This window comes from Gracilibacillus sp. YIM 98692 (genome assembly GCF_010993965.1).
In the GTDB taxonomy this organism is placed as follows: Bacteria; Bacillota; Bacilli; order Bacillales; family Amphibacillaceae; genus Gracilibacillus.
Window position 1 is genome coordinate 218,520 of record NZ_WIXM01000002.1, and the last position, 26,846, is coordinate 245,365.

The 26,846-nt window shown below is 35.1% G+C and carries 33 protein-coding genes; 21 read left to right on the plus strand and 12 right to left on the minus strand.

Going from position 1 to position 26,846, the window contains the following annotated elements; translation table 11 throughout:
• Window positions 1-49: 49 nt before the first annotated feature.
• Window positions 50-319: a UPF0223 family protein gene (locus GHD00_RS03255; protein WP_163536674.1), complete on the plus strand. Its 270-nt coding sequence runs from the start codon at window positions 50-52 to the stop codon at window positions 317-319.
• Window positions 320-356: 37 nt separating this feature from the next.
• Here GHD00_RS03255 and GHD00_RS03260 read toward each other — a convergent pair whose 3' ends face one another.
• The 3 genes from GHD00_RS03260 to GHD00_RS03270 form a co-directional block, all read right to left on the minus strand.
• Complete coding sequence (locus GHD00_RS03260; protein ID WP_163536675.1) at window positions 357-1,199, minus strand: hypothetical protein; 843 nt, start codon at window positions 1,197-1,199, stop codon at window positions 357-359.
• Complete coding sequence (locus GHD00_RS03265) at window positions 1,192-1,704, minus strand: RNA polymerase sigma factor (RefSeq protein WP_163536676.1); 513 nt, start codon at window positions 1,702-1,704, stop codon at window positions 1,192-1,194. Before GHD00_RS03265 ends, GHD00_RS03260 begins: the two co-directional genes overlap by 8 nt.
• Window positions 1,705-1,950: 246 nt before the next feature.
• Window positions 1,951-2,568 carry a YktB family protein gene (locus GHD00_RS03270; protein WP_163536677.1) on the minus strand — a complete coding sequence of 206 codons (618 nt, stop codon included), beginning with the start codon at window positions 2,566-2,568 and terminating at the stop codon, window positions 1,951-1,953.
• Window positions 2,569-2,713: 145 nt separating this feature from the next.
• Between GHD00_RS03270 and GHD00_RS03275 the strand changes: the two genes are divergently transcribed.
• Complete coding sequence (locus GHD00_RS03275) at window positions 2,714-3,520, plus strand: inositol monophosphatase family protein (protein WP_163536678.1); 807 nt, start codon at window positions 2,714-2,716, stop codon at window positions 3,518-3,520.
• Between the two features lie 50 nt (window positions 3,521-3,570).
• Here the strand turns inward: GHD00_RS03275 and GHD00_RS03280 are convergent, their stop codons facing one another.
• On the minus strand, window positions 3,571-3,741 hold the full coding sequence (locus GHD00_RS03280; protein ID WP_163536679.1) for a DUF5325 family protein: 171 nt from the start codon (window positions 3,739-3,741) through the stop codon (window positions 3,571-3,573).
• Between the two features lie 131 nt (window positions 3,742-3,872).
• Here GHD00_RS03280 and GHD00_RS03285 point away from each other — a divergent pair, with 131 nt between their 5' ends.
• Window positions 3,873-4,253, plus strand: a complete 381-nt coding sequence (locus GHD00_RS03285) for a YlaH-like family protein (protein ID WP_163536680.1) — start codon at window positions 3,873-3,875, stop codon at window positions 4,251-4,253.
• 34 nt (window positions 4,254-4,287) lie between these two features.
• Here the strand turns inward: GHD00_RS03285 and GHD00_RS03290 are convergent, their stop codons facing one another.
• Window positions 4,288-4,491: a YlaI family protein gene (locus GHD00_RS03290; protein WP_163536681.1), complete on the minus strand. Its 204-nt coding sequence runs from the start codon at window positions 4,489-4,491 to the stop codon at window positions 4,288-4,290.
• A gap of 161 nt (window positions 4,492-4,652) precedes the next feature.
• On the opposite strand from GHD00_RS03290, the gene GHD00_RS03295 reads away from it, so the two are divergent.
• Entirely contained in the window at window positions 4,653-4,907 is a 255-nt protein-coding gene (locus tag GHD00_RS03295; protein ID WP_163536682.1) for a hypothetical protein, read from the plus strand.
• Window positions 4,908-4,942: 35 nt separating this feature from the next.
• Here the strand turns inward: GHD00_RS03295 and GHD00_RS03300 are convergent, their stop codons facing one another.
• Together GHD00_RS03300 and GHD00_RS03305 are read right to left on the minus strand one after the other, a co-directional pair.
• On the minus strand, window positions 4,943-5,542 hold the full coding sequence (locus tag GHD00_RS03300) for a YhcN/YlaJ family sporulation lipoprotein (protein ID WP_163536683.1): 600 nt from the start codon (window positions 5,540-5,542) through the stop codon (window positions 4,943-4,945).
• Between the two features lie 188 nt (window positions 5,543-5,730).
• Entirely contained in the window at window positions 5,731-6,192 is a 462-nt protein-coding gene (locus GHD00_RS03305) for a hypothetical protein (RefSeq protein ID WP_163536684.1), read from the minus strand.
• A gap of 175 nt (window positions 6,193-6,367) precedes the next feature.
• Between GHD00_RS03305 and GHD00_RS03310 the strand changes: the two genes are divergently transcribed.
• Both GHD00_RS03310 and GHD00_RS03315 read left to right on the plus strand, forming a co-directional pair.
• Window positions 6,368-6,649 carry an Fpa/YlaN family protein gene (locus GHD00_RS03310; protein WP_163536685.1) on the plus strand — a complete coding sequence of 94 codons (282 nt, stop codon included), beginning with the start codon at window positions 6,368-6,370 and terminating at the stop codon, window positions 6,647-6,649.
• Between the two features lie 100 nt (window positions 6,650-6,749).
• Window positions 6,750-7,931 carry an FtsW/RodA/SpoVE family cell cycle protein gene (locus GHD00_RS03315; RefSeq protein WP_163536686.1) on the plus strand — a complete coding sequence of 394 codons (1,182 nt, stop codon included), beginning with the start codon at window positions 6,750-6,752 and terminating at the stop codon, window positions 7,929-7,931.
• Window positions 7,932-8,099: 168 nt separating this feature from the next.
• On the opposite strand, the gene GHD00_RS03320 is transcribed toward GHD00_RS03315, so the two are convergent.
• Window positions 8,100-8,987 (minus strand): COX15/CtaA family protein, encoded by an 888-nt coding sequence (locus tag GHD00_RS03320; RefSeq protein ID WP_163536687.1) that lies wholly within the window; start codon window positions 8,985-8,987, stop codon window positions 8,100-8,102.
• A 364-nt stretch (window positions 8,988-9,351) separates the two neighbouring features.
• On the opposite strand from GHD00_RS03320, the gene cyoE reads away from it, so the two are divergent.
• The 7 genes from cyoE to GHD00_RS03355 all read left to right on the plus strand — a co-directional run bounded on the left by cyoE (window position 9,352) and on the right by GHD00_RS03355 (window position 16,468).
• Window positions 9,352-10,287, plus strand: a complete 936-nt coding sequence (cyoE, locus tag GHD00_RS03325) for a heme o synthase (RefSeq protein WP_163536688.1) — start codon at window positions 9,352-9,354, stop codon at window positions 10,285-10,287.
• 107 nt (window positions 10,288-10,394) lie between these two features.
• Entirely contained in the window at window positions 10,395-11,450 is a 1,056-nt protein-coding gene (gene coxB / locus GHD00_RS03330) for a cytochrome c oxidase subunit II (protein ID WP_163536689.1), read from the plus strand.
• 39 nt (window positions 11,451-11,489) lie between these two features.
• Window positions 11,490-13,346, plus strand: coding sequence for a cytochrome c oxidase subunit I (gene ctaD, locus GHD00_RS03335; RefSeq protein WP_163536690.1), 1,857 nt, complete (start codon window positions 11,490-11,492; stop codon window positions 13,344-13,346).
• On the plus strand, window positions 13,346-13,966 hold the full coding sequence (locus GHD00_RS03340; RefSeq protein WP_163536691.1) for a cytochrome (ubi)quinol oxidase subunit III: 621 nt from the start codon (window positions 13,346-13,348) through the stop codon (window positions 13,964-13,966). The genes ctaD and GHD00_RS03340 overlap by 1 nt, the downstream gene beginning before the upstream one ends.
• A 3-nt stretch (window positions 13,967-13,969) precedes the next feature.
• Window positions 13,970-14,293, plus strand: a complete 324-nt coding sequence (ctaF, locus tag GHD00_RS03345; protein ID WP_163536692.1) for a cytochrome c oxidase subunit IVB — start codon at window positions 13,970-13,972, stop codon at window positions 14,291-14,293.
• A gap of 817 nt (window positions 14,294-15,110) precedes the next feature.
• Window positions 15,111-15,989, plus strand: a complete 879-nt coding sequence (gene ctaG / locus GHD00_RS03350; protein WP_163536693.1) for a cytochrome c oxidase assembly factor CtaG — start codon at window positions 15,111-15,113, stop codon at window positions 15,987-15,989.
• A gap of 23 nt (window positions 15,990-16,012) precedes the next feature.
• Complete coding sequence (locus GHD00_RS03355) at window positions 16,013-16,468, plus strand: DUF420 domain-containing protein (protein ID WP_163536694.1); 456 nt, start codon at window positions 16,013-16,015, stop codon at window positions 16,466-16,468.
• Between the two features lie 824 nt (window positions 16,469-17,292).
• Here the strand turns inward: GHD00_RS03355 and ytvI are convergent.
• Together ytvI and GHD00_RS03365 are read right to left on the minus strand one after the other, a co-directional pair.
• Window positions 17,293-18,348, minus strand: coding sequence for a sporulation integral membrane protein YtvI (gene ytvI / locus GHD00_RS03360; RefSeq protein ID WP_163536695.1), 1,056 nt, complete (start codon window positions 18,346-18,348; stop codon window positions 17,293-17,295).
• A gap of 114 nt (window positions 18,349-18,462) precedes the next feature.
• Window positions 18,463-18,828, minus strand: a complete 366-nt coding sequence (locus GHD00_RS03365) for a YugN family protein (protein ID WP_163536696.1) — start codon at window positions 18,826-18,828, stop codon at window positions 18,463-18,465.
• A gap of 144 nt (window positions 18,829-18,972) precedes the next feature.
• Between GHD00_RS03365 and GHD00_RS03370 the strand changes: the two genes are divergently transcribed.
• The 7 genes from GHD00_RS03370 to coaD all read left to right on the plus strand — a co-directional run bounded on the left by GHD00_RS03370 (window position 18,973) and on the right by coaD (window position 22,855).
• Window positions 18,973-20,001 carry a CAP domain-containing protein gene (locus tag GHD00_RS03370; RefSeq protein WP_163536697.1) on the plus strand — a complete coding sequence of 343 codons (1,029 nt, stop codon included), beginning with the start codon at window positions 18,973-18,975 and terminating at the stop codon, window positions 19,999-20,001.
• Between the two features lie 88 nt (window positions 20,002-20,089).
• Window positions 20,090-20,479, plus strand: a complete 390-nt coding sequence (gene ylbD / locus GHD00_RS03375; protein ID WP_163536698.1) for a spore coat protein YlbD — start codon at window positions 20,090-20,092, stop codon at window positions 20,477-20,479.
• Between the two features lie 11 nt (window positions 20,480-20,490).
• The gene (locus GHD00_RS03380) at window positions 20,491-20,724 is read left to right on the plus strand and encodes a YlbE-like family protein (protein WP_163536699.1); all 234 of its coding nucleotides are present in this window, start codon (window positions 20,491-20,493) and stop codon (window positions 20,722-20,724) included.
• Window positions 20,725-20,790: 66 nt separating this feature from the next.
• Entirely contained in the window at window positions 20,791-21,234 is a 444-nt protein-coding gene (locus GHD00_RS03385) for a YlbF/YmcA family competence regulator (RefSeq protein ID WP_163536700.1), read from the plus strand.
• A 35-nt stretch (window positions 21,235-21,269) separates the two neighbouring features.
• On the plus strand, window positions 21,270-21,545 hold the full coding sequence (locus tag GHD00_RS03390) for a YlbG family protein (RefSeq protein ID WP_163536701.1): 276 nt from the start codon (window positions 21,270-21,272) through the stop codon (window positions 21,543-21,545).
• A 258-nt stretch (window positions 21,546-21,803) separates the two neighbouring features.
• Entirely contained in the window at window positions 21,804-22,373 is a 570-nt protein-coding gene (gene rsmD, locus GHD00_RS03395) for a 16S rRNA (guanine(966)-N(2))-methyltransferase RsmD (protein ID WP_163536702.1), read from the plus strand.
• Window positions 22,370-22,855, plus strand: a complete 486-nt coding sequence (gene coaD, locus GHD00_RS03400; protein ID WP_163536703.1) for a pantetheine-phosphate adenylyltransferase — start codon at window positions 22,370-22,372, stop codon at window positions 22,853-22,855. Before rsmD ends, coaD begins: the two co-directional genes overlap by 4 nt.
• On the opposite strand, the gene ylbJ is transcribed toward coaD, so the two are convergent.
• The gene (gene ylbJ / locus GHD00_RS03405; protein ID WP_240468582.1) at window positions 22,850-24,037 is read right to left on the minus strand and encodes a sporulation integral membrane protein YlbJ; all 1,188 of its coding nucleotides are present in this window, start codon (window positions 24,035-24,037) and stop codon (window positions 22,850-22,852) included. The two genes, coaD and ylbJ, sit on opposite strands and share 6 nt — an antisense overlap.
• Window positions 24,038-24,201: 164 nt before the next feature.
• Here ylbJ and GHD00_RS03410 point away from each other — a divergent pair, with 164 nt between their 5' ends.
• The gene (locus tag GHD00_RS03410) at window positions 24,202-25,230 is read left to right on the plus strand and encodes a SepM family pheromone-processing serine protease (RefSeq protein WP_163536705.1); all 1,029 of its coding nucleotides are present in this window, start codon (window positions 24,202-24,204) and stop codon (window positions 25,228-25,230) included.
• A 232-nt stretch (window positions 25,231-25,462) separates the two neighbouring features.
• Here GHD00_RS03410 and GHD00_RS03415 read toward each other — a convergent pair whose 3' ends face one another.
• Window positions 25,463-26,683: a nucleotidyltransferase gene (locus tag GHD00_RS03415; protein ID WP_163536706.1), complete on the minus strand. Its 1,221-nt coding sequence runs from the start codon at window positions 26,681-26,683 to the stop codon at window positions 25,463-25,465.
• Between the last annotated feature and the right edge of the window lie 163 nt (window positions 26,684-26,846).

A 26,846-nucleotide genomic window follows, 5' to 3' on the forward strand; every position in this document is an offset into this window, starting at 1 on the left:
TTAGATGATAAAATATGAGCAGAAAAGGCTTGAAACGAGGTGGAGGAAAGTGAATTACAGTTATCCAATTGATGAGAGTTGGTCAACGGACGAAATTATTGATGTCGTCAATTATTTTTCTATTATTGAAAAAGCCTATGAAAAAGGAGTGCCAAAACAAGATTTAATTGCAGCCTACAATCGTTATAAAGAAATTGTACCATCCAAAAGTGAGGAAAAACAGTTGGATCGGAAATTCCAAAAACATTCTGGTTATGTGCCATTCCGGGTGATAAAAAAAGCGAAAGATTTAAATATGAATGATATGGTTAAAATGTAAAAAACACCCTGCCTATTCCATAGGCAGGGTGTTAATTTTACATAGAATGTCGATCACCAATTAAGCCAATGAGTTTCCAATCACCTGATTGATTTTGTTCAAAGACTAAAAATAAGCTCTTCCAATCAAATTCAGCATCGGACCCCGTATTATGATATTCCACAGTGTGTGCGTCAGGGAAATATTCAAGAATATTGTTTTTCATTGTTGCTCGGTTTTCGGTTTGGTCATAATTAATTTCATCAGCATCAAGGAAATCAGCTGGAAATACATATTCCTCATGGTACTCAGCTGGCGTTAATTCTATATCGAACCCACTGCCATCTTCACTCCCCCATACATATTGGGAGTTATCTTCCATCATAGCAGCAACCTCATTTGCGTCAAATATTAAATCATTCTCATTTACATGCACATAAGGTGAAAACAATACCCCTTTTTCTTGATGTACATGTTCAGCCATTTGCTTATAATCTTGATTCGCCAATAGCTCTATAATGTAATCAGCTTGATCTAAAATAACAGATTTTGTGTCTTGTGCGCTTTCTTTAGATGGCTGTTCTTCTATATCTGAAGAATGAAAGGATTTACTGTTTATCGAGCCATCTATTGCTTCATCAAATGTAGTGTGGTTTTCAGCTTGCTCATCCCCATCATTGCTTGGCAGAATGACTAAAGCGGCAAATAATAAAGCAGCAAATGTTGTCATCACGATAATAGCATATCGTCTCATTATTATTCTTTTTTCTTGTTTTTTATCGAGAAGATCCGCTTCTTTCATTAATTGAGCATGTATTTTTTGAGCTTTATCTCTATTCATTTGTTGATTAGGAAAGGATTGAAGCTCTTTCTCTATCCTTTTATTTTTTTGATTATCCATCAAATAATCCTCCTTGTAATTTCCCCAAGGCTTTTAACGCTCTTGAATAAGTAGTCCTCACTTTTTGATTAGACCAACCAAGTGTAAGAGCTGTTTCAGCAACTGAAAGCTCTTGGATGGCTCGTAAAATAATCACATCTCGATAATTTCGCTTCAATCTATGGATAGCATGATATAACTCTTGTTTAGATTCATCCCCTTTGACAATTTGTTCAGGTGTTTGTTCGTGCCCTAGATCATAAGTATTTTGCCATGGAACGGCAAAATGAAAAGGGCGACGTTTTTCTTTTCTGATTTGATCAATCGCTACAGAACGAGCGATGCTAAATAACCATGTTTTAACACTGGATCTTCCATTAAATCTGGATGCGCCTTTCATCGCCTTAATAAATACTTCTTGTACTAAGTCTTCTGTATCTAATCTACCAGTATAGTAGACTAAAAACTGATATACATCTTGATGATATTGGTAAAACCATTCGGAAACAAGTTCTTTATTTGACATGTCAATTAGCCTCCGGTATGAAATCTCATTAATTAGACGTATAGATGTAAGACATGTTACACCATTTGATATAAAGAAAACTCGTCGATTGACGAGCCTTTGGCGAAGTCAGAGACGTAGTTGCCCTTATCTATATTCCTAAAATTTCCAACTACATCGAAATTGCTTCCTCTAACAATTTATCCTTTCCTATACGGAAAAAAGAAACACAAGAATGGTATTTCCGATTCTTGTGTCTCACAATGTTTATCCCATTGAGGAACGATATAGTGGTGATAATGTATGGAAGGTTTCCTTAATTTCTTGAATAAGTGAATCACCATCTTGGACTATTGGGTCATCTGCGTTAAGCTTCTTTCCAATTAGAAATTCACCTTTTTTTACATTCTGAAATCTTTCTAATGCCTTCGTAAGATCTATATCTTTTATTTGCTTTGCTTCATTTTTTGTATGGTCTAATGAAATATAAAAATCATTAGGAACTCTATCTTCTATATCTTTTTGGTCTTGTAAAAATTGTTTAGCAATATCACTCTTATGAGGGAGCTCATATATAAATGCTAACCATATGAAAAAGTTGTCATGCCAAAGTCCAATTTGAAAATGTGGATGCTTTTTATAACCGCGTTTATTATGCGCAAATGCAGCCCATGTGTCATCTGGAGGGTTAACGGTTCTTCTTGCATGCTTTGCGACATGTAGATACATATCCTGTTTAGTGAAAGCTTGTAAGTCTTCTATGATTTCTTCACTAATAGCCCGAAATTTCGGTTGAATACGCTCTTTGATCGCATTCATTCGTTCATCAAGACCATCAATATAAAATGTTTCAAAATCTTTTTCTTCAAATCCTGTAAAAGTCATGGTTTCGTTCACCTTTCTTGCTTAAATGTTTTAATTATTATTTTAAATTAATTATTTGTTTAAAGCAAAGAAGAAGTATGATTTTTAAATTGTTTAAATTTTTGCTAAAATAGGTATTATTCAAGTATAGACTGGAGGAAGTATGATGGATGATGCCATTCGAAAAAAACTCTTTCAAAATGCGAAAGTTTGGGTTTATGAAGCTGGTGATAAAATAAGAGAACAAATTCACCAACAATTTAAGGTCGATACAAAATCAAATGCAAATGACTTAGTTACAGAAGTAGATCAATCGACAGAACAATACTTTCAAAAACAAATTAAATCGCATTATCCGAATCATCAACTTTTAGGGGAGGAAGGATACGGCGATAATGTGCAGTCATTGGACGGAACAGTATGGATTGTTGATCCAATTGATGGCACGATGAATTTTGTCCATCAAAAAAGAAACTTTGCCATATCTGTAGGTATATATCATGATGGTGTTGGTGAAATTGGAATTATATATAATGTGATGGAGGATGTGCTTTACACTGCTGTAAAAGGGGAAGGTGCATTTCGTAATGACAAAAAATTAGATCTATTAAGTAATGAAGTCCAATTAGAAACAAGTATTATTGCTTTAAATAGTTCCTTAGCATGTGAAAATAAAAGAGTAAATGAACGGAAAATACAGCAATTAATTAAAGATAGCAGAGGAACACGCTCATACGGTTCAGCAGCATTAGAGTTTGCATTCATAGCGGAAGGAATTCTAGACGGATATATAACAATGAAATTAGCACCATGGGACTTTGCAGCAGGATATATTTTATTAAATGAAGTAGGTGGTATTACGGTACAAGCTAATCGTGAACCGGTAAATTTATTAGAAGGTAATACCATAGTAGCTAGTAATAAGCAAATATCTGAACGATTGTTAACAGATTATATTGAATTAAAGGAGTAACTTCATAGAGCAACCTATACTCACAAGTTGCGTGAGTATAGGTTGCTTTATTAGGATTCTTTTCTTTTTTGGGCAATACCATATCCCATAATAAAAAATCCTAACAGAATGGCTAAAAGGATAAACCAAATATTTCGAAAAGCAATTGCTACACCAGCTCCAGAGAATGATAAAATAACCAAGATTGCTAGTAGTAACTTGGTCAACTGAATGTTCTTCACAATTTCACCTCAATTTATGTATGTCTAAAACTTTTTTATCTTTTTCACTAGCATATCATATTCTAATTTAGTATGATAGAAATTGTTTGAATCATAGATTTAAAGTTCAAGAAAGCGTGTGTGAGGTAATAATGGAAAATGATATGATGATAGAAGTACCAGATAATTTATGGCCTGTTGCAGATTTTTTCATGAAAGATCTAGGTGGGGAAGTGAATATCTCCAATGAGAGTGAACTGGCTCTTTTAATCAAAGGTTTTTTCTACTTATACATAACAGTAGTAGTGCTTGCCATTTTAGCATATAAATTTGGGTTTGCTAAAAAGTTATCTCCGTTGAAATCATTTATTATCTACGTTTTATTAATCATCGGAACATTCTTTTTAACACTTATATTTGGACTTAACCTGCCACTAGCTGAAAGTCTATTTATAATAGCTATTGTAATGGGAGTGTACAGGCTTAGATTACATCATGAACGGAAACAACAATTTAATTCAGAGGAATCATGAGAAAAGGCTGAAACATTTTGTTTCAGCCTTTTTTCTATATATATAGATCTCCTACTTCTTTTTGTTTAAATAATCGAAAATTACCAGTTTGATGACGTTTTAGTGTATTTTGAGCAATTCGTTCATCGCAAGTAGGGCACATATATGTGTGAATTAATCGATTACGAAGTTTTTTAGCTTGTGGGCAATCATTATCAATACGATTTATCTTATCACAAATGACACATTTGACGCGCATGTTTTCACCTCATTTTTATTTAATAGATCTATACCTGCTCTTCATATATCTTTATTGTAACATATACTTATTTAAGATAAACACCTATAGTAAACGATGTTTTAAATATACCAATAAGGGTAAATGTATAGTAAATAATCACTATAAGGGGTGTTATGGAAATGCGTAAGAAAGGCATGATTAGTATTATTGGAGCTGCAGGGGCAGCAGCCACTACGTATATGCTTGTTGATAAAGGAAAAAGAGAAAAATTAAAATCAAAGTTTTCGCAAATGAAATCTATGTCAAAAAATAATGATAGCAATTTACCATTAGAAGAGGCAGGAAATCCTTCTAAAGCGAGTTTGGAAAATGCGGATATGGTAGCAGAAGGATCGCAATACGGTGTTCAATATTACAACAAAGTAAAGCAATAAAAGAAGCTGAGCATAAGCTTCTTTTATTGCTATTATTAATTGGATTTGGATTGTTGATGATTAGATTGCTCATCTGTAATTTTGTCCAAGTTCTCTTGCTCGTCTTCGTTTAGTATTTGTCTATTTTGGTCTTCATCTCTAACTTTTCGGTCGTTAATTGGCAATTCTGGCATTAATCTTCCTGTAATATTAGCTAATTCTTCTGTAAATGCTTCTACTGGATGACCTTGTTGAATTTTATCACCTATCCCTTGTAGCCTTTTATGCATATCTGCATCCGCGACTATCACGGCATTTGCTCCGTAAGGATCGTGATGAACGGCTTCTAGAACACTGTATTTTATGGACCCGACATGAGTCTGATCTAGATCATCGTCCACATCTATACTAATAATTACCGCTCTATTCGTAATCAACGCAGAAGCATCATTTACATTAGGTACACTGCCGGCTAAATTAGCAAGACGTTGTGCTTTTTCTTGATTATTAAGGTCTTCTTGCTGACCAGGATCTGAATTTCTTAATTGTATCGTATCCAGTGGTTGGTTATTCTCCTGAGTGCGTTCTGTATCCGTATTCTCTTGACAGGCGGTTAATAAAGTAAAAGCAACAGTGAAAACCAAAAGCTTTTTCATATAAAATACCCTCCTTTTCTTCGTATATTTTCTGTTTGAATTAATAAAATATACAAAGAGTTAAGAGGGTAATTTATATTTTTTATTTTATCACGGTGAACAATCGTCCGTAAAACCCCACTTCAAAAGTTTAAGTAAAGCAAAGAAATTTAAGTGGGGGATAACGGCGCTAACACCCTGATTGAGTTTCACTTTATATGTATTTTTTTTATACCTTTAATCGGATTGTCTTGGTTAGAACCATCTCCAAAATAGAAATGAACAGGACCTTGTTCTTTAATTTGCTTTCCATTAATAGAAAATAATAGTAATGAATCCATTAATTGTTTGATTGAGATGTTTTCCTGACCTTGATCTGTTTCTAGGATAACTTCAGTTGCATCATTATCGATCTCAGCATTTAGCAGAAAATCATGAATAGGCATCGCGTAAGAATTTGACAATAATTCTTTTTTATTATATTTACGAATGCTTTTATTAACAGGAGGTTTAATTCTATTCCCAGTAAGCTCTACTTCATCTAGTTCAATATCTTCAGTTGCAGGTTGGCTAAATGCATTGTCAAACAAAATTTTTCTGTCATCAAAAATCCAAACACTTGGGTCAAGTGTAATCGGGTATTTGACATTACCTTTGATTTGTACTATCAACATAATCACCTCAGTTTTTCTCTTTATCTATTAGGATAGCAGACAATGAAAAATTATGCATTAAAGTTAAAAAGATAGAATAGATTTTATAGTAGTGTAACAGGATTATCTTGCATTTTTGCGACATTCACGATAATATAATAAATAGAAGTTAGTTTAAACGGAGGGGATTTTTTTGATACCTGAAGTGGCTGTAAGTAAAGAGGAGCAAGCCTATGCCCTTCTTAAGGCTGATGCTGACAAAATTTTGCAATTAATAAAAGTTCAAATAGATAACTTAACAATGCCACAATGTCCTTTATATGAAGAAGTACTAGATACACAAATGTTTGGTTTGTCTAGAGAAATCGATTTTGCTGTGCGATTAAATCTAGTACGTGAAGAGGATGGAAAGAAATTGTTAGACAATTTAGAAAGAGAATTAAATAAATTGCATGAAGCTTCACAAAAACGTTAGATAATTAGGCTATATAAAACTTTGTCATGATTGGCAAGGTTTTTATATTTTTAGGAAGTCCGATAGTATTTTTAAATAATAAAATAAAAGAGGTACTGTCATGAAACATAGAAATAAAACGTTCGATTTTACCTTGATGTTGCCACCGTTGTTGCTGTCTGGATTTGGGATTGTGATGGTATATAGTGCAAGTATGGTCACCTCCATGTTAGAAGGAGATCCAGCGACTGATTTAATGGTTAAACAATTAATTTGGTTTTTAGTTGGATTAGTCGCATTTTTATTTACTAGTTTTTTTAATTATAAATTTTACCCAAAACTTACCAAATGGATCGTCTTATTACTATTTACTGGTTTACTTGCTGTTGAGTTTTTTGGTATAACATTGAACAATTCGAGGTCTTGGATATTAATTGGGCCATTTTCTGTACAACCTTCAGAATTTGTGAAAATTGGCCTGATTATTTACTTGGCTTCTGTATATACGAAAAAGCAAGCATACATTGGGGATTTCTTTAAGGGTGTACTGCCACCGTTAGTAGTAACAGGTGTATTACTTGGATTAATCATTTTACAGCCGGATATTGGAACTGCAGCGATTATTTTTTCAATAGCCTGTACGGTTATATTAAGTTCTGGAATAAAAGTGAGACATATTTCCTTTCTGGCATTAATTGGCATTACGGTTCTAATTGCTTTAAGCATACATATGGTTACTGATGAAAAGTTTTCACGTTTTTCAGGGGCATATCATCCTTTTGAAGATCCAGAGGATGGTGGTTATCAACTTATTCAATCCTATATTGCGATTGGCACCGGAGGTCTATCGGGATTGGGATTAGGACAAGGAATTCAAAAGTTAGGGTATTTAACACAAGCTGAAAGTGATTTTATCATGGCTGTTATTTCGGAAGAGCTTGGTATTTTTGGTGTGTTATTTGTCCTGGTAAATTTGCTGTTAATTATATTAAGAGGATTGTTTATTGCGAAAAAGTGTCAAAATCAATTTGGTACATTATTAGCAATCGGGATATCCTCTATGGTTGGAATTCAAGCCATGATTAATCTAGGAGCTATAAGCGGCCTGTTGCCAATTACTGGTGTACCTTTACCATTTGTAAGCTATGGGGGGACATCTTTGGTAGTTATGTTATTGTCGACAGGTATATTAAATAATATAGCACGGCATGTGAATTATCATCGCTTCCAATATGAAGGAGAAGCCGAAACAGAGGATCATGCAGAGCAAAATACTTTCACGAAACAGAGGTCATTTTCATAAGCGATAAAAAGCATGGCTGTCAAAGACAGCCATGCTTTTTTCCATACCAGCATTAATATCGTGTTACAGATGAAGGGGATTCGACGTAGCTACCACGATGAGGAAGATAGATAATTGTAATTAGGCTATCGCGCTGCGCCCATAGGCTTGGCGTTAGCCTAGTGTTCTTTATGATTTGCTGCGGTATGAAAGGAGTAAGAAATAACAAAGTAAACCGAAATAAAGAGAAATGAACAAGGCATGTAATAAAGCGATCCCTAAATTGCCAACCGTAATTATAACGAATGCTCCCATCATTACTTGTAAAGTGATCAAAATAGTTGCGATGCTCCACCCTTTGTACATGACTTGACTATGCTTGTAATCTCTTTTAATTAAAAAGAAAAGAATCCATGTCCAAATAAAAGCAAATCCTGCTAAAAATCTGTGTCCCATTTGTACCCATTGCCCTAAGTGATAATCAAACAAAAGAGGTTGGTTGTTTACACAAAACGGCCAGCTTGGACAAGCAAGACTAGAATCAATGTGTCGTACAAGAGCACCTGAATAAACCACTATCATGATATATATCGTTAAGAAAATAAATTGTTTTCGGTAAGGCCTGCTTATATGTAATAAGGATGCATCAAACTTTTGATCAACTTCAAAGATAAGCAATGTTAATAATAGGACGGCGGCAAAGGATATAAGTGAAATACCAAAATGTAAAGCTAGAACAAAGTCGGATTGGGGCCATAATACAGCAGCTGCTCCAATTAAGCCTTGCAATACAAGGAAGAAGATCGATACAAAAGCAAGAAATTTGGTTTCTCTTATATGACCAATGTGCTTCCAAGAGAAAATAGATAATAAAAGCACTAGAAATCCTGCAATAGAAGAAACAATTCGATGACTAAGTTCAATAAACATTTCCATGGACCATTCACCATAGCAAAACGGCCAATTTGCGCCACAGCCCATCCCTGATTCAGTTTTTGTAACGAGTGCTCCGCCTACTAAAACAAAAACCATTGCTACTGTAGACAGAACAGATAAATATTTTAAAAATTTCACCATTTTGACACCTCATAGCGTATATCATGTATAACCAACACTATAAATGCTCCAAATATACTAACATGAATCAAATTTAATGTCATTAAAAAGAGAAAACTCTTGCATAATATTGTTTTAATATGCTAGAAATAAATAGGGTATAATATGCTATACAACATGTTTTAAAAAATCTTACCCATTATAACAGATATTCATGAACTAGTGTGTAAAAAATGATCACATTCTGATTTGTTCACAAAAATGTCATTTTTTTAAATGTTTCGTCAAGTTAAATAGCGAACCAAGTCAATACATGATACAATATCAATGATTCATAAGTTAATTGTCATGATTGGGTAAGGAAAGAAAGGAGGTAACAGCAGCCATGGACAAAATGCAATGGACTTCGAATGAACCAATTGTTCCAGCGGGTTCGAAGAATTATCTATATCAGTGGTCTGATTTAAAAGCATTATTGAAAATAGGAATTATTAATTCCAATACAATGACTGCATTTGCTGGATTCTGGTTAGCACTTTATTATACTGGTGCCTCCTTAGCTGAGTTTTGGCATATTTTACTAGTAACCGTGATAGGAACTGCGTTTGTTATAGCTGGTGGGTGTATTTTAAATAACTATTATGACAGAGATATTGACCATGTAATGGATAGAACACAGTCAAGACCTACTGTCACAGGTTCTATATCTTTACAGCACGTCATGGTAATGGGAATAGCTTTTTCTGTCGTAGGTATACTGATATTGTCCTTAGCTTCTATTCAAACTGCCATTTTTGGTATGATAGGCTGGTTTAGTTATGTCGTGTTATATACGATGTGGTCTAAAAGAAAGTATACGATAAATACAGCTATTGGCAGCCTATCTGGAGCGGTGCCTCCATTGATAGGTTGGTCGAGCGTTGATTCGAATTTACATCCTGCTGCTTGGATATTATTTCTCATCATATTTATATGGCAAACACCGCACTTTTTAGCTATTGCAATGAAGAAAGTGGATGAATATAGAGCAGCGAATATACCAATGTTACCAGTTGTACATGGTTTTAATATTACCAAAAGGCAAATGGTGATCTATGTAACATGTTTACTCCCAACACCATTCTTCCTATATGAATTAGGTAATATTTTCTTAGTAATAGCGACGATTCTTAATGTAGGATGGCTCATTATATCTATTAAAGGTTTGATAACCAACGAAGATCATAAGTGGGCAAACCACATGTTTATATATTCGTTAATATATTTAACAGTGATTTTCTTTTTAATGATTGTTGTGACATTGCCGACATTATTGTTTTAACTATCCATGAATATTTTAATCATTAGTTTAGTCAGTAGAACTTGGCCTTTATGTCAAGTTTTTCTAAATAATATAATAAAGTTATTTATAGAAAGAGAGGTATAACAATGAAAGATTGGATGGGAAAAATCCGAACTCTGTCACTATTTATTTTAATGACCATCGTCCTTTCCGCTTGTGGTAGAGAAAACCTTACTGCACTAGTGCCGAAAGGTTATGGGGCAGAGGAATCATTTCGAATCATTATTATTTCTATTTTAGTGATGATTTTTGTTTTTATTGTGGTTATGGCGATTTACGTATATGTGCTTATCCGTTATCGTCAGAAAAAGGGACAGGAAAACATGATCCCGAAGCAAACAGAAGGAAATCATACACTAGAAGTTATTTGGACAGTAATTCCAATTCTATTATTAATTATTATTGCTGTTCCAACAGTTGCTACTACGTATGATTTAGCCGATGAATCAGAAAAAGAAGACAGTATCAACGTGAGTGTAACAGGTATGCAATTCTGGTGGCACTTTGAATACGAGGATGAAGGAATTCAAACAAGTCAAGATTTGTACATACCAACAGGAGAGAAAGTATATGTCAATATGCTTTCAAGTGACGTTTTACACTCTTTCTGGGTACCTTCTTTATCAGGGAAAATGGATGTCAATCCGGAAAATGAAAACTCTATGTACATAGAAGCTTATGAAGAAGGTGTGTACTGGGGTAAATGTGCAGAGTTTTGTGGTGATTCTCACTCACTTATGGATTTTAAAATTGTAGCAGTGAGTCCAGAAGAATACGAGGAATGGGTTTCTGATATGCAAAACTTAGATGGAGAAACAACCCCTGATACAACCACAGCACAGGAAGGACAAGAACTATTCGAAAATAGTTGTCTTGGCTGTCATGCAGTTGGTAATACTCCGTCTGTTGGTCCAAATTTATCAAACTTTGGCGATCGCACTATGATTGCTGGTGTACTGGAATATAATAAAGAAGAGTTAGTAGAGTGGATCTTAGATCCAGCATCTAAAAAACCTGGAAATGGAATGTTAGGTGCAGATTATTTACAAGATGACACTATTGGTGAAGATGAAGCTGATAAAATTGCAGAATATCTGATGCAGTTAAAACCTTCAGATATTACACCTGATAGTGCACAATAAACAGATCCAATACGAAAAATAAAGGGAGGTTAACTCAACGTGAGTACAATAGCAGCAAATAAACGAGGCTTTGGCTCCGCTTTGTGGGATTACATAACAACGGTTGACCACAAAAAAATTGCTATTTTGTATTTGGTTGCAGGTGGTTTCTTTTTCCTATTAGGTGGATTGGAAGCACTCGCAATTAGATGGCAATTAATTCAGCCAATGAACGATTTTGTAAGTGCAGGATTTTATAACGAGTTAATTACAATGCACGGGACAACCATGATATTTTTGGCAGCGATGCCGTTAATTTTTGCTTTCATGAATGCGGTCGTTCCTTTGCAAATAGGTGCGCGGGATGTCGCGTTTCCATTCTTAAACTCATTAGGTTTTTGGTTATTCTTCTTCGGTGGAATTATGCTGAATGTTGGTTGGTTTACAGGAGGTGCAGCAGATGCAGGGTGGACTGCTTATGCACCATTATCAACAACATCTGCTGGAGAAGGGGTAGACTACTATGTACTAGGGCTGCAAATTTCTGGTGCAGGTACATTAATTGCCGGTATTAATTTTCTGGTTACAATTGTTAATATGAGAGCGCCGGGTATGACCTATATGCGGATGCCTCTATTTACTTGGACAACATTTGTAGTTAGTGCACTTATTCTTTTTGCTTTCCCAGCACTAACGGTTGGTTTGTTTTTAATGATGTTTGACCGTTTGTTTGGTGCAGGTTTCTTTAATGCAGATATGGGCGGTAACTCTGTTATTTGGCAGCATTTATTCTGGATTTTTGGACACCCTGAGGTTTACATCTTGATATTACCTGCATTCGGTATTTTTAGTGAAATTATATCAACATTTTCTAAGAAGCGATTATTCGGTTACACAGCAATGGTATTTGCAACAGTGCTGATTGGTTTCTTAGGTTTTATGGTATGGGCACACCATATGTTTACAGTTGGAATGGGGCCCGCAGCTAACGCGATCTTTGCTGTAGCAACAATGGCAATTGCTGTTCCAACAGGTATTAAGATTTTTAACTGGCTGTTTACTCTTTGGGGTGGAAATATTAAGTTGACGACAGCTATGCTTTGGACATTAGCTTTTATTCCAACATTTACACTTGGTGGTATGACTGGTGTTATGCTTGCAGCAGCAACGGCTGACTATCAATATCATGATTCATATTTCGTTGTAGCTCACTTCCATTATGTTATTGTAGGTGGAGTTGTCTTCGGCTTATTCGCTGGGCTTCATTATTGGTGGCCAAAAATGTTTGGTACAATGCTAAACGAAAAATTAGGCAAATTAACTTTTTGGTTATTTTTCATCGGTTTCCATTTAACCTTCTTTATTCAGCATTTCTTAGGTTTGATGGGGATGCCGAGAAGATACTGGGTATATTTAGAAGATCAAAATTTAGATTTAGGTAACTTTATAAGTACCATAGGTGCTCTTATGATGGGCTTAGGTACCATCGTACTGCTATATAATATTGTTTTAACTTGTATAAAAGGTGAAAAAGTAGGAGGAGACCCATGGGATGGACGCACATTAGAATGGGCCATTTCATCACCAGCTCCTTTCTATAATTTCAAACAGACACCTTTAATTCGAGGACTGGATGCATTATGGGTAGAGAAGTCTGAAGGCCGTAAAGGATTGACCCCAGCTGAACCATTGGGAGATATTCACATGCCTAATGGCTCCATATTACCGATCATCATGTCATTTGGTTTCTTCGTGGCTGGTTTTGGTTTTATTTATCAAAAGTATGACCTGTCATGGTTAACTTTAATATTTATCGGCATGGGTATTTCACTCGCGACAATGCTCATTCGCTCCGTTAAAGACGACTTAGGATTCCATATCCATAAAGAAGATTTAGATAAGGAGGCTGGGGAATAATGAGTGATCAAGATATACTGAATCCGAAACATATGCCTCATAATCCTGAAAAGGCCACCCTAGAAGGGAAAAATAAGTTTATCGGTTTTTGGTTCTTCTTAGGTGGAGAAACGGTACTTTTTGCGAGTTTGTTCGGTACCTATTTAGCATTAAGAAATTCCGTTAACGATGGGAAATCCTCTGAAGAATTATTTGGTTTAGGGCTCGTATTTATCATGACGATGCTGCTGCTTACGAGTTCATTAACTAGTGTGTATGCTATGTATCACATGAAAAATAATGATTTTAAGAAAATGCAGTTGTGGTTAGGCATTACAGTGGCACTAGGTCTTGGTTTCCTTGCTTGTGAGATCTATGAGTTTTATCATTATATTCATGGGTATCACTTTACTATGCGCTCATCCGCATTTGGTTCAGCTTTCTATACGTTAGTTGGCTTTCATGGTGGGCACGTTGTGTTTGGTTTATTATGGATTGTTTCATTAATGATTCGTAATGCGAAACGAGGATTAAATTTATACAATGCCCCAAAATATTATATAGCTAGTCTTTACTGGCACTTTATTGATGTTGTATGGGTATTTATCTTTACAGTAGTTTACTTAATGGGGGTGCTTTAACAAATGGCAGAAGAAGTATCTAAAACTACTGAACAATATGATTACGAAAAACAAAAGAATAAAGAAGAAATGAAACAGCAAGTTATTTCCTTTGCGTTAATGATTATTTTCACGATCATTGCATTTGGAATGGTGATATCTGACTTGAATAGTCTTTTTGTGATTCCCGTCATACTAGTTTTAGCTGCTGTACAGATTGGCTTCCAATTGTATTATTTTATGCATATGAGCCATAAAGGACACGAAATGCCAGCACTAATGTTTTATGGGGGAGTCTTCACCGCCTTTTTAACTATTCTAGCCTTGTGTGCTTTAGTATGGTGGTAGTTAATATACCTGGAATATGTATCTACATATTCCAGGTTTTTTTAAAAGCATAAAAAATTCATTCGTAATAGCTATAAACTACGCAATAACTTATAAATATTTTCCCCCTCTCGTTTAAAGATGAGTGCTTAATCGTCGCTGCGGAAAAACACTCGCTTTCACCCAAGGGCACAAGTGCGACATCTACTCAAGCTTCCTTTGGTCGCTTTCGCAGTGTCTGCTTTGCCGTGGGGAACGCTTCAGCCTCCTCGGAAGCAAAAAGCGCTTCCTGCGGGGTCTTCAGACTGTTCCATTCCCACAGGAGTCTCGTATTTTTCCACAGCTTAAGTTGGTGCTCGTTTTGAGTGAGAAAATATCATCAAACCTATGGAAAAATGAAACAAATCATAATTCGTACCAACTCACTAGCGTAGACAACATACGGAGACTCCTGTGGGACAGCGAGAGCTGAAGATCCACTTGGTAAAGGGTTTTTCTTTACCAAGTTAGCTAAAAACCGCCCGCGGAAAGCGAAGTATGTTGTCGGAGCGTATGATTACAGGCTTCAAAAGTGAGGGAGATTTAAGCACTATATAATATTTTACTGTGTCGCAGTTTGGTTTTACTACGACATATGCATGCCGTTAAAAAAGCATGAAGGATTGGTTGGGGGTTGTCGGGTTAGAATATGGTGATATTCCAGCTTTTTAGCAGGTTTTGCTTATCATTTTATGAATAGTCACGAAATTGTCGAATTTAATTGGTTGTTTTGCTTTTATCTATATCCTTGTTTAGATATAATATGATTAGTTGTCAGTATAATAATGGAGTGATTTGTATGTGGCAAGATATACAAATATTTGGATTCCGTGCGTTGTGGAGTCCTTATTATATGATTTTTATTTTATGTTTAGGCTTAGCTTACTATTTTTTATTTGTACATAGGACTGACAATAAAAAAGCAAGCAGCCAACAAATTTTGTATTTATACGGTGGACTTTTATTACTTTACATCATTAAAGGGTCTCCAATAGATTTAATGTCTCATATAATGTTTACTGCTCATATGATTCAAATGGCGATCTATTACTTAATCTTTCCTATTTTAATTATTAAAGGAATTCCATCGTGGGCATGGGAAAAAGTTTTTCAGCTTTCACTGTTGCGTTTACTAACAAAACCACTTATTGCATTAATTTTGTTCAATGGCTTATTCTCGTTTTACCATATACCTTTGATATTCGACTTTGCTAAAGCAAACGAATACGCACATGCAGTCATTACTAGCACAATATTAATTGCCGCTTTTTTCATGTGGTGGCCAATTTTTACTCCTATCAAAAAATTGGAGACATTAACACCGCTTTTGAAAATAGGTTATATTATCGCAAATGGTATTCTCATCACGCCTGCTTGCGCTTTGATCATTTTTTCCTTGGACAGTTTGTATCAGACTTATACGGCTAATGGGGGATGGATACAAGCTTTAGCATTATGTGTACCTAGTGATGTTCTCAGTGGACTTGCATTAAGCGGACCTGAAATGTTTTCACCATTAGGGTTAACAGAAGATCAGCAACTAGGTGGTATTGTCATGAAAATAACACAAGAAATCATCTATGGATGTTTATTAGCTAGGATTTTCTTCCCATGGTTTAGAAGTGGAGCAGATAAAGTAGATCCTTTACCTAGTGCTACTTATCAACAGTCAGAATAATGAAATAGGGGAGAGGGTAGAAAATGGATATATTGCCGACAATTAGCACATTTTTTATTGTATTAAGTGCGATTTTAGTTGCGGTCGGATGGTATCTTATCGTACAAAAAAAGTATAATGCACATAAAAAAACAATGATTGCAGCAGCAATTAGTGCATTAATATTTTTTATTATTTACCTATCAAGAACGATTTTTATTGGAAATACAAAATTTGGCGGACCTGAACATTTAGAAATGTTTTATACAATATTTTTGATATTTCACATTGTTCTAGCTACAACAGGAGCCGTTTTTGGAATAGTAACATTGTGGCTAGCATTTAAACGTAATATAAGAAAACATGAAAAAATTGGTCCCATTACAAGTGTTATTTGGTTCTTTACTGCCATTACTGGAGTTGTTGTCTATATTCTATTATATGTTTTATATAGTGGAGGAGAAACGACTAGTTTAATTAAAGCCATATTAGGCGGATAAAAAAAACTACCTGAAAAGGTAGTTTTTTGATGTATTGATACAAGGCTAGTTTATGGAATTTCGATGCTTCCAGCAACTTACATACTGACTTCTGTATAACTCTATTTTATGTTTTCTAAAACGATTGTTGGTTACTTCTAAAGTAACCTTATTGCACAAAAGCATATAGATAATGCAACAAAAAAGTTTACTTACTAATATTAAGGGAGTGTCTACATTTTCCTTATTTTTGGTTACTGCTATCAAATAGCTCCGACAACATACTTCTTCTCTTTCACCCAAGGGCATAAGTGCGACATCTACTACTTATGCTCATTTAGATCGCTTTCGTATGTCTACTATCCCGTATAGCTCGGCTTCAACTTCTTCGGCAGAACCCCACTCTCCACGAGGGATCTTTAGCTTGTACGAGTTCCCCAGGTGTCATATTTTTTCCGCAGCTTAAATGAGTGTGTGAAGAAGAAATTCTTGAAAAATCTGTTTCGTGTGCTTCGTCTTTTCCATAATCAGAACAACACAATCAGCGTAGACCAGATGTGTTGACTCCAATGGGAACAAGCACGTGTGCGAAGCCCTCATGACGCACCTGTGTCTTCTAGTATCGCTTTGAAGTAGGCTTCCTCGGTGCAAGGGGACAAAGAAGTTATTTCAAGTAATCCCCTGGCTGAGGCCATGCCCATGGAAGGCGGAGTATCTTGCTGGAGCGTATCCTAGCACTCAACCATATTCAGAACACGGTAGAGAGCCTCGCAAATGTAGGATTCATACTATGTCACAGTTTGGTTCATCGGTGCCGTAAAACAACAAGCGATGAGAGCGAAGGCCTAAATTTTGAAGTTCCATTTGATGATGCCTGCTTCTTTCGCTGAATTAAAAGCGATGACCAAAATGGGACCGACAATAAATCCTAAAACACCAATTAGTTTTAAACCAACATACATGGCAATTAGTGTAGCAAGTGGAGATAATCCTATATGTTTTCCCATTACTTTTGGTTCCACTGTACGTCGAATCGCTAGCAAGATGATGGCCAAAATGGATAATTGGATTCCTGTAGAAATGTCTCCGGCTATTAATAAATATAAAGCCCAAGGACCTAATATTGCAATAGATCCTATAATCGGAATAAAATCAATAATCCAAATGATGAGAGACATGATTAAGGCATATTTAGGTACTATCATCAACAGGCCTAGTAATGTCACAATAAAGATAATAATACTAACTAAAAATTGAGCCTTAAAAAAGCCTAAAATGACATAGGAAAGACGAGCATTCATAAACTTAACTTTTTCAGCTGTTTTATCTGTTAAATGTCCATAGGCCATAGCTTTCAACCTAGGAATCTCTAACATAAACATAAATAAAGCAATTAAGTATACAATGAAACTAACTAAATATTCAGGTACTTTACTTATGGCATTAGCAATGGTCTCTATTTTAAACATCTCTCTCATGCTATTACTAAGTGATAGCATGGTTTCTTCTATTTCTATCTTTATCTGATCCATTAATTCCTCTGGTAAATCTGAAGTAAAATGCTCTAATTCTGATTCCCAATGAATAATCTGATTATTTAGATGAATAATGTATGATGGAAGATTCTCCGTAAAATCTATCACTTGCGAAACAGTTCTAGTCACTGCATATGTACCAATTGTACTTATCACAATCACAAAGCAAAGAAATACAATGGTTACAGATAACTTCCGGTTCATTTTTAACGTAACCATTGACCAACGAACAATAGGGTTTAAAAATAGAGCAGTAAAAAATGCAAGAATAAGAGGAATGGAAACGGGTAAAATGAAATAACTGGCAACCAAGATAAGAATGAGTACAATGATCTGTTTCCAGTATTGTAATGTTAATTTTTTCATTAATTTAGTGCTTTAGCTCCTTTCACATCTTTCCAAATAATTGAAAACTAACGGTATGTGGAAAAACGGCTGTACGAAAAGTAACAGCCGTATATGTATCACTTTCATTTTAAGTTATTTAACGAAAGGTTTGATGATTTCTTTGACATTGTTTAATAATTTTTCAGTTCGTTCCACTGTTGTAGTAGGAAATTCTTCATTTTCCCCATACTCAATTCCATGTGGATAATAATGTTTCCCTAACAATGGAGTCAATAATTTAATGACTGCATCTCCTTTGTCCACATCACCTTCTACTGCATACCCTTGTACACGGATATAATACGTGATGTTTTTCTCAGGTGACCCAATTTTATAATCGTATGTAACACGCTCATAATCCCATTGGGAAGCTCTGACAAAGTTAGCTTTTTCCATTGCGTGGTCTAAAGGTTTTAAATCAATTAAAACATCTTCTAATCCTGTATCCTTGATCTTCATACATTCACCCCATCTAAAATTATCACTAAAACTATAATAGTATGAATTGACCAAAGATGCAATTTAAATAACTGATCCGCCATAAAACTTTCATGATTAGAATACTATCTTAATACAATATAGAGAAAGGGCGGGGAATAATAGATGAAAAAATATATCACTTTATCCATTGTTCTAGTATTTTTCATTTTAGTTGGTTTTTTAGAGTTAAGTGAATCAGAGGAACATCGTTATCAGATGCATGCTGTTAAACAAGTGAATGTAATGAGTAAAGAGGAAGGAAATTACTCTCAATTGTTATCGTATAAAAATGCTGTGTGGAAATATGTAAATGAAGATGTTCAGATGCTCGAAAATGATTTTGGACAACCAAAGAGAATTGATCCGAGCCTTTATGGGTATGAATGGTGGATTTATCAAGAAGATGATATGTATCTTCAGGTTGGAGTACTTGATGGAATAGTATCCACCATATATAGTCCATCTACCGAGATAGACCTATTCTTTGTTCAGATGGGACAATCGGTTGAGGAGATAAAAGGTGTATATGAATTTAGACAGAATATAGAATTTGATAAAGTCCGTTTTAGTTTAACGGAGAAAGATGTAAAAGAAAGGCCAGTAATCCAAGTGAAAGATGGTATATTTGCACAATTATATTTAGATACATTTACAGAAAAATTAACTGGAATTCGTTTAATGAATGAACAGGTTTTTACTTTACATCGCCCCTATGAATTATATTACTGGGGGGAATTATTAGAGGCAGGGGATGTATCAAAAGAAAAATGGGAGAAAATAGAAAAAGGGATGGAAAAGCAAATATTTGAATTAACAAATATATTCCGTAAGAAGCATGAAAAGCCAGAAGTAAAATGGGATGATAATGCAGCAAATGCTGCAAAGTCCCATAGTAAAGATATGCTGGAAGAGAAATATTTTTCTCATTATAGTCAAAATGGAGATGGATTAAAAGAACGCCTTGAACGAGCCGAAGCTTATTTTTTATCTGCAGGTGAGAATATTGCAGCACAATACGTTGATGCACCAGCTGCCATGCATGGATGGTTGAATAGCAAAGGGCATCGCGAAGCTTTATTAAGAGAAGAATATACACATTTGGGTGTAGGCAGCAAGCAACTTTATTATACACAAAATTTTTTGGAAAAATGATAGTGTATGCTTATAACCTCACTCACATAGGCGGGAAACAAACATATACTAAAGGTAGAAGTGTGATGTGAAATAAAGGAGTGAGAACATGCATCCTAACGTCCAACAATTTAAAGGCTTTCTAAAAGAACATCCTGGTCTTGTAAAAAAAATCAAGGCTAATGAAGTAGAGTTGCAAGATATATATGAACAATTTGTATTACTTGGTGAAGACGATCCTTCTTGGAAGAAGTATAAGACAATCCAATCTACTGATAATAATAAAACGGTGCCTTCGGAAAATGCGAAGGATGTATATTCCAAAATAATGAAACACATGAATCAGCTTGATTTAAATCAGGTGGAAGCGCATGTACATGATTTAAATGGAGCAATAGATAATATACTAACTTTGATTAATCAGTTTAAAGGATATAAAAATAAAGTTAATGCCAATTCATCATGGTCTGATATTTTTACAACACAGCCAAAAGATTAAGGAGGATCATCTTGGAACCAGAAACCTATCACTTTATTCAGCAAAGAGAAGATTTATGGATGTATATCCGTAAACATCCAGAGTGGTATCGATATCTAACGAGAGAGCCTCACCGAATAAATGAACTAGAAAAAAATACAAAGGAATATTTTGGAAAAACCTTTCCACAAAGATTAGAAAAAACAAGTCAAAACATACAGATGGTTAGGTTACTAATGCAAATGGCAGGCTCATGGAATGATTAATGTGTCTGCCACTTTTATTTCTCATTGATTACTGATATCATATGATTATATGGAGGTGTAGCTCACATGTTAGCAACAATGGATATTGTTGATATTTTAGATAAATCAGAAAACTTAGGTCAAATGGTGCTGGAATCAGAAGTTATGCAAAGCTTTTACAAGGCGAAAGAGAAAATGGAAAATGATTCAGAAGCCCAACGATTAATCCAACGCTTCAATAAACTGAAGGATTCTTATGAAGAAGTGGAGCGATTTGGTCGATACCATCCTGACTATAGCAAAATTATGAAGGAGATTCGTGTGGCAAAGCGTGAAATGGATATGCATGATACGGTTGCTTCTTATAAAATAGCTGAGACGAACTTGCAAGGGTTATTGGATGAAATTAGTCAAATCGTTGCAACTAGTGTTAGTGACAAGGTAAAAGTACCGAAGGATGGAGCTGCTTTAACAGATAGCGGCTGTGGTTGTGGATCTGGAAGTAGTGGCTGTGGCTGTAAAGCTTCATAGCTTTTTACATAAGTCCACATAATGGAGGGTTGAACATGTTGATGAGTAGACAAGGAATTATTGTGTGGTTTCATCAGATGAAGCATGTCAAGCATTTAAAACGAATGGGGCATCTCATTTATGTTTCCAAAAAATTAAAATATGCCTTAATTTATGTTAACCAGGACGATATCGACGATCGAATTACGCAATTAAACAATTTACCATTTGTAACGAAAGTAGAACCGTCTTATAAGCCTTTTATAAAGACTGAGTATGAAAATGCTATCGCAGATAAAGCAAAAGAATATGACTACAAAATGGGGTTATAAAGTAAAAAAAAACCTGCAGTTAAACAAACTGCAGGTTCTTTTTATTTTCAAACTGAAAATAAAAAGAAAAGGGAGAGGAGAAACCGGAGGAAGAACTTATGGGGAAAAGTAAGTCTTCTCCGTATTAAGCAACCATTTTAGTTGCTTTAACTAAAGTTTTTACATTTTCTAATGAAAATATACATCTTAATTTGAGATAAATTGATATTTCATGCTATAGTAAGGGAGATTTCAATCGATGGATAGGAGAGGGAATCATTGCGAGTTATTGCAGGGAAATGGAAAGGACATCGTATTCAACCTGTTCCTAATCAAAAAACTAGGCCAACAACAGATAAAGTAAAAGAATCATTGTTCCAAATGATTGGGCCTTTTTTTGAAGGTGGAATTTGCTTGGACTTATTTGCGGGTAGTGGCGGTTTAGCGATAGAAGCGTTAAGTCGAGGTATAGATCGTGCTATTTTAGTCGATAAGCATCCGAAGGCAATATCAACTATACATAAAAATATTGAATTGCTACACACTAAAGAGTTAACAGAAGTTTATAGAAATGACGCATTCCGTGCACTAAAAGCTGTCAATAAAAGAGATATTTTATTTGACATTGTATTTTTAGACCCACCTTATCACAAGGTTTCTTATTTGAAATTATTAAAAGAGATAAGCAAATTTTCCATATTAAAAGATAGCGGCATAGTAGTTTGTGAACATGATACTAATAATATGTTGCCTGATGAAATAGGAACATTTCAAGTATTTAAAAAAGAAAACTATGGACAAACTACTTCTATGACGATATATCAAATAAAAGGAGGTAGGAGAAAATGACTAAGGTAGCAATATGTCCAGGAAGTTTTGATCCAGTTACATATGGTCATCTTGATATCATTCAAAGAGGTGCAAAAATTTTTGATGAAGTGATTGTGGCTGTGTTTAACAATCAATCCAAGCAGCCACTGTTTTCTGTGGAGGAGCGTGTGCACCTTTTAGAAAGCTCTACTTCTCAGATACATAATGTTTCGGTAGATTCTTGTAACGGCTTACTTATGGATTATGCACAAAGTAAAAATGCACAAGCTGTTCTGAGAGGATTAAGAGCTGTATCGGATTTTGAATATGAGATGCAAATAACCTCTATGAATAGAAAATTGAACGAAGATATTGAGACATTTTTCATGATGACAAATAATCAGTATTCTTTTTTAAGTTCAAGTATGGTAAAAGAAGTGGCAAGATATCAAGCAAATGTATCGGATTTAGTCCCACCGATTGTGGAAGATGCACTTCAGAAAAAGTTTAGTTCATCATGATGTTTTCCTTAGCAAATACGTAAATAAATAAATGGCTAATGCCAAAATGGTAAAAGTTGGCCCAATTGTGACGATCCATGAATGTAGTTTTTCTAGATGAAAGGCAGCATTCATAGTGATGACAGCTTCAGAACTAGAAAGAAGTTTGTTTTCGTAAATAGGGATAAAGAAAAATAACACGAGCAGACATGCTAAAACCCCATGTAATAACCTAGCGAAAAAATATGGAGCAAATCGAATATCTGTTTCGGCTAAAATACTAGCTACTTGCGCTTGTACGGATAGTCCATTAAAACCTAATATGAATGAAACAATTAGTGCGTTCATTAGAACAGAGCTGTTTAGCTGGGATATTTCATTGGCTCCTATAGTTATTTCAAACAATCCGGTGAAAAGTGGAAGAGCTAACTCCTTAGGTAAATTCCACCACTGAAGTACGATTTCAATCAGCTGTGAAATTAGATGTGCGATATGTACTTCTCTTAAAATTTGAGTTAAAACAGAGAATAGAATAATAAAACCACCTATTAATAACAATGTCTGGATCGATTGGATGATCGCATCACCTAAAATTTTCCCTAAAGGTCTTCTATCTTGCATTCTAGCTACGTGTAGTTGTGTGAAAGCGCGTTTTATCGAAAAAGATGTTTTCGTTGTTGTATTCGGTTCCTTATATTTATAAAATCTCATACATATCCCAACTAAAAAGTTACTTGTGTAATGAGTAATCGCTAATAATATTCCTAATTGATGGTCATGGAAAAAACCAATAGAAACGGCTCCAATAATAAACAAAGGGTTAGATGAATTGGTAAAGCTTACTAATCGTTCTGCTTCTGTTTTAGTTAATTGCTGTTCTTGCCTAAGTCGAGCAGTAAATTTGGCACCAGAAGGATATCCGCTTGCCATTCCCATTGTCCAAACAAACCCTCCAACACCTGAAACATTAAAAAAAGGTCGCATAAATGGTTCGCACAAAACGCCAACAAAGTGAACGACACCGAATCCAATAAGCAATTCTGCGATTATAAAAAAGGGAAGCAGTGAAGGGAAAACGGTACTTGCCCACATTTCAAGCCCTCTTTGACTAGCTTGCAAAACGGCTTGCGGAAAATATATGATGGAAATCGCAATGAATAACGAAGAAAATGCATATAAGATGGATATTGATTTGTCTTTCAACGCTTGTCCCCCTATCCCTAATACAGACATGTCTGTACGATTAACTAAAATAGTAGTAAAATAAAATTAATTTAATTACTTGTCTTCCTTATTTATACGCAAGCATAGGCATAAATTATTACATAAGTGTAATAGAATTAGGAAAAATAAAGTGGGGTAAAGTTATGTTGACAACTAAAAATAAAGGGAAAATTGTTGTTTTTTTGATGTTATTAATAGGTTTTTATATGTTGTTTGGTTATCAGTTACCTTATTATATTCATAAACCAGGTCATGCAGACCCGCTCAACCCAGTCATAGAGGTAGAGGGTTCTTTTGACAGCAGAGGTGATATGCACCTTGTTACCATTCAAGGAGGACAAGCAAGCCTTTTTCAATACATGTTCGCAAAAATTCGACCTTACCATGATATACTTCCGATAGAAGATGTTTTGTCGGATGGGATAACGAAGGATGAATATCGCCAATTGCAGTTTATGATGATGGAAAGTTCCCAAGAGGCTTCTACTGTTGTAGCATATCAAGCTGCAGGAAAAGATATATCTATTAATTATGAAGGGGTTTATGTGGTAAGCGTTAAAGAAGGGGTTCCAGCAGATGGTGTCCTAGAGTCAGGTGATAAAGTTATCCGCGTAAATCAAAAAACGATAAAAGAGGCGGAGGATTTACTTCAAGTAGTATCTTCCCATCGTGTCGGAGATGAGATTGAAGTTACCGTAGAGCGTGATGATCATGAAAGGACATATGATATTGAATTAAAAGCAATAGAAGAACTAGATGGCAAACCTGGAATAGGAATACGTCTGGTTACAAATAGAGAAGTAACAGAGTCGCCTGAAATTCATTTTTCAAGTGGTGATATTGGTGGACCCAGTGCAGGTTTAATGTTTGCTTTAGAAATTTATGATCAGTTAACAGATCAAGATTTAACAAAAGGATACCCAATAGCAGGTACTGGTGAAATAGACTATGATGGCAATGTTGGTCCTATCGGTGGTGTGGATAAAAAAGTGATAGCAGCAGATCGTGAAGGGTGTGCGTACTTTTTTGCACCAAATCAAAGAGGGATGGAAGGTTCAAACTACCAGGTAGCTAAAAAAGTAGCTGAAGAGATTGGAACAGATATGGAAATCGTGCCGGTCGATCACTTTGATGACGCAGTGGAATTTTTACATCAATTGGCCGAAAAATAGTAAAGAAGCTGTTTCAAAAGGTTAGCTAACAATTGTACTCTAATATAGCATCTAGAATATGCGAGGCTCCAGCAGGAACAGCAACAAATGAAAGACCTCCTAGAGAACGTTTTACGTTCACTAGGAGGTTGAACCATTGCCGCGGCATAGAAGGCCACTGTGAAAGCGAGTATATTCCAGATGCGTGTACAGTGACCTCTCTTTAGGGGAAACTCCTTAATCATGGTTCAATCTAATTTTGGTTAAATGGCAAATATGGCGGCTTATATTCTTGTTTTAATAGTGTTTGTTGAATATGAGGATCCATAATACTGTAATAAGCATTGGATAATCGTTCATCTATTTTCTTATAAGGATATGGTTCTTTAATACTTGCTGCTATAGTGGTCTGTAAGCTTTTTTTCTTGTTATTTAAATAAAGTCTCCCTTGCTCTGACATAGCTAATACTCTTAAACTCGATAAATTTGTTTGTTTTTGCATGTTAGAAATCTCTGCTTTGCTTGTATTGGTTAATATATAAGTGAAAATACGCTGTAAACTTGTCCAAGTATACCGTTTCGTTTTCACTTTTTCCATTAGCTCTTGAAAATTATGGGATTGTTTAGCTGCTCTGTAAATACGATGCTCTAATCCTTCTTTCATCCCATTTATGTTGTGTAATTGGTCAAAGGATGAGGTTAGTATTCGGTATTGTAATAGAGGAAAATAGTGCTCCCAATAATGCCATTTACCATTCTTATCATAATAATTCAAAAGGCTTTTTCTTGTTTTCGCAGGCATGGACTCTTGCAACTGTTTGCTCCATGTTTGTTCGGAAAACAATTGATTTCTAATACTTGTCGCACTTGCAATCGGGTTAGAAATAGTTTGATCATGGTAATCATTTTTCATTCTTTTAATCGTGAAGGGCTTTAAAGATGTCTTCAATTGATAGGCATGTTTCACATATTGGTATCCTAGAATATTATTTGGTTTAGAGAAATCGATAGATAACTTCTCTCCTCCAATATGATATAATGCCACTTCATGAGCCTTTGGATAAGAAGATCCTTTGTTGATTTCATCCTGCAAAGCTTTCTCATATTTTTCTAGGTGTTGATGGATTAAGTCATACATATGCTGGAAGCCAGCAATTTCCCCATGCTCACTCCCAAAACAAAACATATCGGTAAAAAGTTGATTCAGTACTTGAACCGCTCCCTTAGCAAAAAGCTCACTATGTTGAACAGCATAAAAAAATGGCAGCTCTATTACTAAGTCAATACCTTGATCAATGGCAATTTTAGCTCGTTCAAACTTATCTATAATAGCTGGTTCTCCTCTTTGTAAAAAATTGCCACTCATGACAGCAATCATACAGTCCGCACCTGATTGTTTTTTTGCTTCTTGAAAGTGGTAATGATGTCCGTTATGATAAGGGTTGTATTCAACGATTAGGCCACATGCTTTCATAATTACCTCCAAGTATTACCTGTTAAAAAGTGAATGTGTTGTCTGTTTTCGTTAAAGATAAGCATAATCTAACAGTAGTATATCATAACTTATGTAAAACAACCTTGTGTAAAGAAAAAATATTGACAAATGTGTCATTTCCTTTTAAAATATTTCTTGTTGC

Excerpts from the sequence above, each read along its gene's own strand:
- GHD00_RS03260 (WP_163536675.1), bottom strand. The coding sequence starts at position 1,199 with ATGGATAATCAAAAAAATAAAAGGATAGAGAAAGAGCTTCAATCCTTT.
- GHD00_RS03265 (WP_163536676.1), bottom strand. The coding sequence starts at position 1,704 with ATGTCAAATAAAGAACTTGTTTCCGAATGGTTTTACCAATATCATCAA.
- GHD00_RS03270 (WP_163536677.1), bottom strand. The coding sequence starts at position 2,568 with ATGACTTTTACAGGATTTGAAGAAAAAGATTTTGAAACATTTTATATT.
- GHD00_RS03275 (WP_163536678.1), top strand. The coding sequence starts at position 2,714 with ATGGATGATGCCATTCGAAAAAAACTCTTTCAAAATGCGAAAGTTTGG.
- GHD00_RS03285 (WP_163536680.1), top strand. The coding sequence starts at position 3,873 with ATGGAAAATGATATGATGATAGAAGTACCAGATAATTTATGGCCTGTT.
- GHD00_RS03290 (WP_163536681.1), bottom strand. The coding sequence starts at position 4,491 with ATGCGCGTCAAATGTGTCATTTGTGATAAGATAAATCGTATTGATAAT.
- GHD00_RS03295 (WP_163536682.1), top strand. The coding sequence starts at position 4,653 with ATGCGTAAGAAAGGCATGATTAGTATTATTGGAGCTGCAGGGGCAGCA.
- GHD00_RS03300 (WP_163536683.1), bottom strand. The coding sequence starts at position 5,542 with ATGAAAAAGCTTTTGGTTTTCACTGTTGCTTTTACTTTATTAACCGCC.
- GHD00_RS03315 (WP_163536686.1), top strand. The coding sequence starts at position 6,750 with ATGAAACATAGAAATAAAACGTTCGATTTTACCTTGATGTTGCCACCG.
- GHD00_RS03320 (WP_163536687.1), bottom strand. The coding sequence starts at position 8,987 with ATGGTGAAATTTTTAAAATATTTATCTGTTCTGTCTACAGTAGCAATG.
- cyoE (WP_163536688.1), top strand. The coding sequence starts at position 9,352 with ATGGACAAAATGCAATGGACTTCGAATGAACCAATTGTTCCAGCGGGT.
- coxB (WP_163536689.1), top strand. The coding sequence starts at position 10,395 with ATGAAAGATTGGATGGGAAAAATCCGAACTCTGTCACTATTTATTTTA.
- GHD00_RS03340 (WP_163536691.1), top strand. The coding sequence starts at position 13,346 with ATGAGTGATCAAGATATACTGAATCCGAAACATATGCCTCATAATCCT.
- ctaF (WP_163536692.1), top strand. The coding sequence starts at position 13,970 with ATGGCAGAAGAAGTATCTAAAACTACTGAACAATATGATTACGAAAAA.
- ctaG (WP_163536693.1), top strand. The coding sequence starts at position 15,111 with ATGTGGCAAGATATACAAATATTTGGATTCCGTGCGTTGTGGAGTCCT.
- GHD00_RS03355 (WP_163536694.1), top strand. The coding sequence starts at position 16,013 with ATGGATATATTGCCGACAATTAGCACATTTTTTATTGTATTAAGTGCG.
- ytvI (WP_163536695.1), bottom strand. The coding sequence starts at position 18,348 with ATGAAAAAATTAACATTACAATACTGGAAACAGATCATTGTACTCATT.
- GHD00_RS03365 (WP_163536696.1), bottom strand. The coding sequence starts at position 18,828 with ATGAAGATCAAGGATACAGGATTAGAAGATGTTTTAATTGATTTAAAA.
- GHD00_RS03370 (WP_163536697.1), top strand. The coding sequence starts at position 18,973 with ATGAAAAAATATATCACTTTATCCATTGTTCTAGTATTTTTCATTTTA.
- ylbD (WP_163536698.1), top strand. The coding sequence starts at position 20,090 with ATGCATCCTAACGTCCAACAATTTAAAGGCTTTCTAAAAGAACATCCT.
- GHD00_RS03385 (WP_163536700.1), top strand. The coding sequence starts at position 20,791 with ATGTTAGCAACAATGGATATTGTTGATATTTTAGATAAATCAGAAAAC.
- GHD00_RS03390 (WP_163536701.1), top strand. The coding sequence starts at position 21,270 with ATGTTGATGAGTAGACAAGGAATTATTGTGTGGTTTCATCAGATGAAG.
- coaD (WP_163536703.1), top strand. The coding sequence starts at position 22,370 with ATGACTAAGGTAGCAATATGTCCAGGAAGTTTTGATCCAGTTACATAT.
- GHD00_RS03410 (WP_163536705.1), top strand. The coding sequence starts at position 24,202 with ATGTTGACAACTAAAAATAAAGGGAAAATTGTTGTTTTTTTGATGTTA.
- GHD00_RS03415 (WP_163536706.1), bottom strand. The coding sequence starts at position 26,683 with ATGAAAGCATGTGGCCTAATCGTTGAATACAACCCTTATCATAACGGA.